Below are 2395 nucleotides of genomic sequence, written 5' to 3' on the forward strand. Positions count from 1 at the left end.
CATTTGAGCATTCTCCGCCGCCAGCGCCTGGTTGTCCCCTCACGGCGCGAGGGCAGGTTGTTCTATGAACTGGCCAGCCCTGAGGTTAATGTCCTGCTCGCGGCCGCCCGATCCCTGCTCGGATCTCTCCTGGTCACCACCCGGATGACCCTGAGCCCCATGGCTGAAGAGCCTGAAGAAGCAATCCGCTAAATACCGGCGCACTACGGACTATGGACAACATCGATCGACCGGCCTGGATGCGTCCGGACTAAAACCAGTRGGGGTAGCAATGGCTCACGCCGAGAACGAGACCACCATCAACCGATCTCCGGAGGACGTCTATGCGTTCCTCGCGGATGGACTGAATAACCGCGCATGGCGCTCCGGGGTTCAGGACATAACACTGAAGAGTGGAACACCCGGGGACCTCGGTGCCGTGTACAGCCAGACTCTCTCGGRCCCCGGTGGCCGGCCCATCGTCGGGGACTACGAAATCACCGCGGCGGACCCCGGAAAGCTCCTGGGCTTCCAGGTGGTGGCCGGTCCGGCCCGTCCGGCCGGTGCGTACCGGCTCAGTGAAGCGCCGGGCGGAACGACTGTTCGTTTCAGCCTGGACCTGGAGCCCAAGGGACTCATGAAGCTCGTGGGCCCGGTGATTGTCCGCACCATGAAGGCCGAGGTCGCTCAGTTGACCAATCTCAAGAACGTTCTCGAATCCGCCTAGATGAAGGCGCAGGGCGTTCATTCTTGAGTGTGCCCGTCCGTAGCTGAAGCCATCAAGTGGCAAGCACCAACCTTCATGTGCAAGGGAACATCGCGTCCTTCTTGCCCAAAGCCAAGAAGAACGTCCCCCTGATGTTCCACCAGGGCGCATCAAACCAGAATGATGCGCGGCTTCTGGAAGGTAACGGCGAAGAAAGGACCATCCTCATGGCTCGCATTTTCATCACAGGCTCTACCGACGGACTTGGCCTCGCCACCGCCCGGACGCTCCTGAACGGCGGCGACGAGGTCCTGCTGCACGCCCGCTCCAGGGAACGCGCCTCCTCCCTCGATGAACTCGCGCCGCTTGCCATCGGCATCGTGATCGGTGACCTCAGCAGGGCCTCCGAAACCCGGGAACTGGCGGCGCAGGTGAACGCTTACGGGCGGATGGACGCCGTCATCCATAACGCAGGCGTCTACCTCTCGCCGGGGCGAGTCGCGACCCCGGAGGGACACTCCCGCACCCTGGCCGTCAACGTTCTGGCGCCCTACATTCTCACCGCGCTGATCGAGCGGCCGCACCGGCTGATCTACCTCAGCAGCGGGATGCACCGCGCGGCCAGCAGCAACCTCCAGGACATCGATTGGACCCGACGGCCCTGGGACGCCAGCGCGGCCTACTCCGAGAGCAAGCTCTACGTTTCCGCGCTCTCCGCTGCCGTCGCCCGGCAGTGGACCGACGTGCTCAGCAACTCCGTTGACCCCGGCTGGGTGCCCACCAAGATGGGCGGCGCCGGCGCCCCCGACGACCTCGCCATGGGCCAGGACACCCAGGGCTGGCTCGCCGTCAGCCCTGACCCCGCCGTCCAGGTCTCAGGAATGTACTGGCATCACCGCCGGCCGCGGAAGCCGGCTCCGGAGGTCACCGACGCTGATTTCCAGGACAAGCTCACCGACAAACTCGCCGAACTCACCGGCATCACGTTCTTCTGAAGCGAAGCATCGAACCGGCCCCACCGGCACCCACGGGTAGGTAGTCCCGCCCGGCGGGTCAGGTGACGCAAAGTATCCCCCAGCCCGTCCCTATCGTGAGCTCCACTTGTCGGCTTAGGCTGGTCGCATTCTATGAACGCAGTTGAGCATCGAACACCGCCGGCATCTGGAAGTCCGGCAGCTGGTTCGAGGGGGCCGGAAGGAGGCCGGGATGACGCCGGCGGACAGGACGTGGACACCCGAGGACCAGGGCTGGCTCCGGGAAAACCTGCGTGAGGCCATCGACCATCTGGTGGAGATGGGGTACACGGTGCGTGGGGGGCAAGGCGAAGATCCGGAACTGATTCACCCCGGCGGCTCGGCCGTGCAGACGTGGCGGGAAGACTACCCCTACGAGCAACGGATGTCCCGCGAAGAGTACGAGCTGGAGAAATACCGGCTGCAGGTTGAACTGCTGAAGTTCCAGTACTGGGGCCAGGACCAGGAGCTCAGGCACGTGATCGTCTTTGAGGGCCGGGATGCTGCCGGCAAGGGCGGAACAATCAAGCGCTTCACTGAGCACCTGAATCCCCGCTCGGCCCGGGCAGTGGCATTGAGTAAACCCTCTGACCGTGAACTGGGCCAGTGGTATTTCCAGCGCTACATCCAGCACCTGCCCACGGCCGGGGAGATCGTGATGTTCGACCGCTCCTGGTACAACCGGGCAAATGTGGAG

Annotated in this window: 3 protein-coding genes and 1 pseudogene; all 4 read left to right on the top strand. The window is 64.0% G+C overall.

Annotated features, from left to right (window positions below):
• Positions 1-192, top strand: a pseudogene (locus AC1D1W_RS20495) (ArsR/SmtB family transcription factor); the annotation flags it as partial.
• A gap of 79 nt (positions 193-271) precedes the next feature.
• Positions 272-706, top strand: a complete 435-nt coding sequence (locus AC1D1W_RS20500; RefSeq protein WP_476944676.1) for an SRPBCC family protein — start codon at positions 272-274, stop codon at positions 704-706.
• Between the two features lie 206 nt (positions 707-912).
• Positions 913-1680 carry an SDR family NAD(P)-dependent oxidoreductase gene (locus tag AC1D1W_RS20505; protein ID WP_476944677.1) on the top strand — a complete coding sequence of 256 codons (768 nt, stop codon included), beginning with the start codon at positions 913-915 and terminating at the stop codon, positions 1678-1680.
• Between the two features lie 211 nt (positions 1681-1891).
• Positions 1892-2395, top strand: a 504-nt coding sequence (locus AC1D1W_RS20510) for a polyphosphate kinase 2 family protein (protein ID WP_476944678.1), incomplete at its 3' end; no start/stop codon positions are given.

The organism is Arthrobacter sp. P1_B4, assembly GCF_056406555.1.